This is a genomic window from Corynebacterium sp. MSK071, from assembly GCF_030232125.1.
GTDB classification, from domain to species: domain Bacteria; phylum Actinomycetota; class Actinomycetes; order Mycobacteriales; family Mycobacteriaceae; genus Corynebacterium; species Corynebacterium kefirresidentii.
On record NZ_JASPJA010000025.1, the window covers coordinates 1384 to 3447 of the forward strand.

Consider the following 2064-nt stretch of genomic DNA (forward strand, 5'->3'; position numbering starts at 1 on the left):
TCGTAGGGCCCCCCTTCTCCCGAAGTTACGGGGGCATTTTGCCGAATTCCTTAACCACAGTTCACCCGAACGCCTTAGTATTTTCAACCTGACCACCTGTGTCGGTTTAGGGTACGGGCCATACACACACATCGCTAGAGGCTTTTCTCGACAGTACAGGATCACCACCATCAACCCCAATGGGTCTACGCATCACGCCTCAACCAAAATGTGCGGCGGATTTACCTACCACACGGTCTGCACGCTTACACCACCAATCCAATAAGTGGCGTGGCTACCTCACTGCGTCACCCCATCACTTGAACCACACATCAGGCCCCACGACATCAACACCACCAGACTTCAAAGAAGACCAGCAATGCATCCGCGGTGGTTAGTATCAGTGCTTTATCATGGGCGCGCATGTACGGGTACCAGAATATCAACTGGTTATCCATCGACTACGCCTGTCGGCCTCGCCTTAGGTCCCGACTCACCCTGGGAAGACGAACTTGACCCAGGAACCCTTAGTCATCCGGCGGATAGGATTCTCACCTATCAATTCGTTACTCATGCCTGCATTCTCACTCGCACACAGTCCACGCCTCCTTACGGTAACGCTTCAACCCATGCACGACGCTCCCCTACCCAACAAAAAAATTGATGCCGCGGCTTCGGCGGTGTACTTGAGCCCCACTACATTGTCGGCGCAGAACCACTCGACCAGTGAGCTATTACGCACTCTTTCAAGGATGGCTGCTTCTAAGCCAACCTCCTGGCTGTCTTCGCGATCCCACATCCTTTTCCACTTAGTACACCCTTAGGGGCCTTAACCGGCGATCTGGGCTGTTTCCCTCTCGACTATGAAGCTTATCCCCCACAGTCTCACTGCCGTACAACACAATTAGTGGCATTCGGAGTTTGGCTGACATTGCTAAGATTGTAGTCCCGCTCAACCAACCAGTCGCTCTACCTCCACCAAGCTATAATACGACGCTGCACCTAAATGCATTTCGGGGAGAACCAGCTATCACGGAGTTTGATTGGCCTTTCACCCCTACCCACAGCTCATCCCCGCAGTTTTCAACCTACGTGGGTTCGCGCCTCCACAACCTCTTACAGCTGCTTCACACTGGCCATGGGTAGATCACCCCGCTTCGGGTCCAGGACATGCCACTTGACACCCCATTAGGATTCGGTTTCCCTACGGCTACCCCACACGGGTTAACCTCGCGACATGCCGCTGACTCGCAGGCTCATTCTTCAAAAGGCACGCCATCACACACACACGGTGCTCTGACGGATTGTAAGCACATGGTTTCAGGAACTATTTCACTCCCCTCCCGGGGTACTTTTCACCATTCCCTCACGGTACTCATACACTATCGGTCACACTGAGTATTTAGGCTTACCGGGTGGTCCCGGCAGATTCACAGCAGATTCCACGAGCCCGCTGCTACTCGGGCAACCCAACAACCCACACATCATCATCTTCAGCTACAGGACTCTCACCTACTCCGGCAGGCCATTCCAAACCACTTCACCTAACAACAATGCGCAAGCACGATGATGGTAGTCACCGCACATCAGGGCCCACAACACCGCACACACAACCCCTACCAGGTATCACATGCACACGGTTTAGCCTCATCCACGTTCGTTCGCCACTACTAGCAGAATCATTATTATTTTCTTCTCCTACGGGTACTGAGATGTTTCACTTCCCCGCGTAAACCCCCACAACAGCTATGAATTCACTGAAGGGTAACCCCACATAACCAGGGCCAGGTTTCCCCATTCGGACATCCTCGGATCAACGCTTAATTGACAACTCCCCGAGGCTTAACGCAGCCTTTCACGTCCTTCATCGGCTCAGCATGCCAAGGCATCCACCATGCGCCCTTAATAACGAACACACAAACCACCACACACAAAAAGCGCGGGCGGCCACACAAGTGAACTTGACAAAATAAACACAAAAAAGAAATCACACAAACACACACAACACACCACACAAAAGCGCAGCCTGCCATACGTGTTTAATGCTCGCGTCCACTATACAGTTCTCACACAACACCCCAACCA

Annotated in this window: 1 rRNA gene (only partly in view); it reads right to left on the reverse strand. The window is 52.7% G+C overall.

From position 1 onward, the window contains the following. Positions 1-1895: ribosomal RNA gene (locus tag QP990_RS11930) — 23S ribosomal RNA — on the reverse strand; it reaches 1116 nt to the left of the window's first position. Positions 1896-2064: the final 169 nt, after the last annotated feature.